Origin of the sequence: Nocardia sp. NPDC060220 (genome assembly GCF_042727815.1) — a bacterium.
Classification (GTDB): domain Bacteria; phylum Actinomycetota; class Actinomycetes; order Mycobacteriales; family Mycobacteriaceae; genus Nocardia.
Window position 1 is genome coordinate 1 of record NZ_JBHWZY010000842.1, and the last position, 2946, is coordinate 2946.

Below are 2946 nucleotides of genomic sequence, written 5' to 3' on the forward strand. Positions count from 1 at the left end.
GCCCCCGGGGTACTCCTTCACGGCAGCTACCTCCAGGTATTCGACGCGGCCGGAATCGGGGCGGCTGCGGCGATTCCGGTGGGTGTGGCCGCTGTGGTGCAGGAATACGCCAGGGGCCGTTCGGTAGCAGGCTTGCAGTGCGGCCACGCTCGCACGATCGAGAACGAAACCGGGGCCGCCGGGGTTGCTCAGTGCCGCATAGCGGGTCGCGGGGTGGTGGCCGAAGATCAGCGTCGGGCGGTCGGGGTCGGCGGCGAGTGTCGCGCGGAGCTCGGCGAGTTGGCCGGCGCCGATCGTGCCGCCGGAACCACGCCTGCGCGTGGTGTCGAGACCGATCAGGCGCAAGCCACCCAGCTCATGGCAGGCGAGTTGCCCGAACGGCTGAAACACCTGGCCCCAGTGATCATTCGCGCCGCGCGGAACGTCGTGATTGCCACGGCAGACGAAGTGATCGCTGCCCGCCCTGCCCCAGGCGTCCAGACGCGCCGCGATGCCCGCGCACTGCTCAGCGGTGCCACAATCGGTGAGATCGCCCGCGACCACCAGATGATCGGCCGCGCGCTCGGGTCGGCGGATGTCGTGCAGCAGTGCCTCGGTCATCACCTGCGGGTAGTGGCCGTCGTCGTGGCGCAGACCCGGCGGCAGCCCGGCGACGATCAAGCCGCTGCGGTCCTCGCCCCAGTGCAGGTCGTTGGCGAGGGCGATCGTGCGCAGCAGTCGCCCCGGCGGTGGCGGCGCGGTCAGGAAAACGCCCGTGACCTCCGGAGTTCCCGGGCGTCGAGTCACCCAGGTACGGCCGGGAACAGCAGTTTCGCCGTCGGAGCAGGCCCGGAAGCGATATCGGCGGCCCGGCTCGAGACCGCGCACTTGCGCGTAGTGGTGCGCGGTGCGACGGCCGTCGAGGTAGCGGGTCACCGGTGTGGCCGAGCTGTCGGCGGGCGCGAGCAGTACTTCGGTGTCGGCCGCGGCCGGGCGAAGCTGTCCCGCGCGATCACGTCGATGGGTCGACCACGTGAGGATCGCCGTGTCGTGAGTGACCGTGACGACCTCGAGATCGGTGACGACGAGCCGATCACGCACGCCGCTCCACGAATACGGCCGCGCCATCGGCGCACGCACGGTGGCCGCCGCCGCCCCCGAGGCGGCGTTGACCAACCATGCGGTGTGCAGTCGCGGATCGAGCATGCCGGGCTCCGTTCGCCGTCTCTCGCTGACGGTACGGTGCCCGGCTGAACACCCGTGGGCGGTGATGTGGACGTTGATCGCCCAGGTAGCGACCGGAAAGCGATGACGCCGCCGTTAGTCGTCGCGCGGCATCTTCCGCAGCTGCTGTGTCCCATCGCTGTGCGGTGGGTCGCCGTCGAGTCCGTCGGGTAGCCGCCGCGCCCCACTGGCTACCTCGGCGATGAGATCGTCGTAACCACAAGCCAATTCGTGCAGGCGCAGTTGCGCGGCACGCAGTTGGGCTTCGGCCCCGCAGGCCAGCGCGCGGTAGGTGAGCGCGGCGAAATGGGCCATGCGGTCCACGACGGCGCCGATGCTCTCGGTGTGCATGGGTGCGGAGGTCGCCGGAGTGGGTGAGCGGATCACCACCCAGCGGTCGATCTCGCAGACCAGACGCGCACGCGCCCAGTCGATCTCGCTGGTATCGCCGGGAATCTGCTGTTCGCGGCGTTCGTGCAGCGTGGCCAGCTCGTGCGCGGCGGAGAGGACGGGATCACTCGCACCGGCGACCCCGCAGACCGCCTGCATCATCTGTGCTCGGTCCGGCAGTACCGGTTCCGGTCCGGGTCGTCCCGTCGAACCGCTGCCGTCCGTGTCCACTGTTGCCGCACCGTCCCCGTCGTCGGTTTTGTACCGCTTGTCGAAGGACATTCGTCTCGGCGGGGACGACGGATAGGTCACGAAATGACCCCCCAACAGCGAAAACCGGCCGCGAACAAGAGTTCACGGCCGGTCGGGATCACCGATCGAGCTGGAGTATCACAGGCTCCGGGCGATGATTTCCTTCATGATCTCGTTGGTGCCCGCGTAGATCAGCTGGACGCGGTTGTCGACCCACATGCGGGCGATCGGGTACTCGTTCATGTACCCGTAGCCGCCGAACAGCTGCAGACAGGTGTCGGCGATCTGCATCGCCTTGTCGGTGGTCCACCACTTCGCCATGGCGACGGTGGGGATGTCGAGTTCGCCGCGGAGGTGCTTCTCGACGCAGTCGTCGATGAACACGCGCGCGATGCGGGCCTCGGTGGCGACCTCGGCCAGCTTGAACTTGGTGTTCTGGAAACCGAACACCGGACGGCCGAACGCCTCGCGCTCCTTGGTGTAGCGCAGCGTGTGGTCGAGGGCGACCTCCATGCCCGCGACCGCGCCCATCGAGACGATCAGGCGCTCCTGGGGCAGCTGCTGCATCAGCTGGATGAAGCCCTGACCCTCCTGGGTGCCGAGCAGGTTGGTCACCGGGACGCGCACGTCCTCGAAGAACAGCTCGGAGGTGTCCTGGCCCTTCTGGCCGATCTTGTCGAGCACGCGACCGCGACGGAACCCTTCGCGATCGGCCTCGACCAGGACCAGCGAGACGCCGGAGGCGCCCTGGGTGGGGTCGGTCTTGGCGACCAGGATGATCAGGTCGGCCTGTGCGCCGTTGGTGATGAAGGTCTTGGAGCCGTTGATGACGTACTCGTCGCCGTCACGGATCGCCTTGGCCTTGACAGCCTGCAGGTCGGAGCCGGTGCCGGGCTCGGTCATCGCGATGGCGCCGACGACCTCGCCGCTGGCCATCTTGGGCAGCCAGTGCTTCTTCTGCTCCTCGGTGCCGTAGGCGAGCAGGTAGTGGGCCACGATGCCGTTGTGCAGGCTGATTCCCCACGAGGTGTCGACCGCGCGGGCCTGCTCCTCCATGAGCACGGCCTCGTGCGCGAAGGTGCCGCCACCGCCGCCGTACTC

Annotated in this window: 3 protein-coding genes; all 3 read right to left on the reverse strand. The window is 68.6% G+C overall.

Annotation, left to right across the window (positions count from 1 at the left end; genetic code table 11):
- Window positions 1–1185, reverse strand: a 1185-nt coding sequence (locus ACFWF3_RS30535; RefSeq protein ID WP_379317152.1) for a metallophosphoesterase, incomplete at its 3' end; no start/stop codon positions are given.
- A 114-nt stretch (window positions 1186–1299) separates the two neighbouring features.
- Window positions 1300–1755, reverse strand: a complete 456-nt coding sequence (locus ACFWF3_RS30540; RefSeq protein WP_378994749.1) for a DUF4254 domain-containing protein — start codon at window positions 1753–1755, stop codon at window positions 1300–1302.
- A 228-nt stretch (window positions 1756–1983) separates the two neighbouring features.
- On the reverse strand, window positions 1984–2946 hold a 963-nt coding region (locus tag ACFWF3_RS30545; RefSeq protein WP_379317154.1), incomplete at its 5' end, for an acyl-CoA dehydrogenase family protein.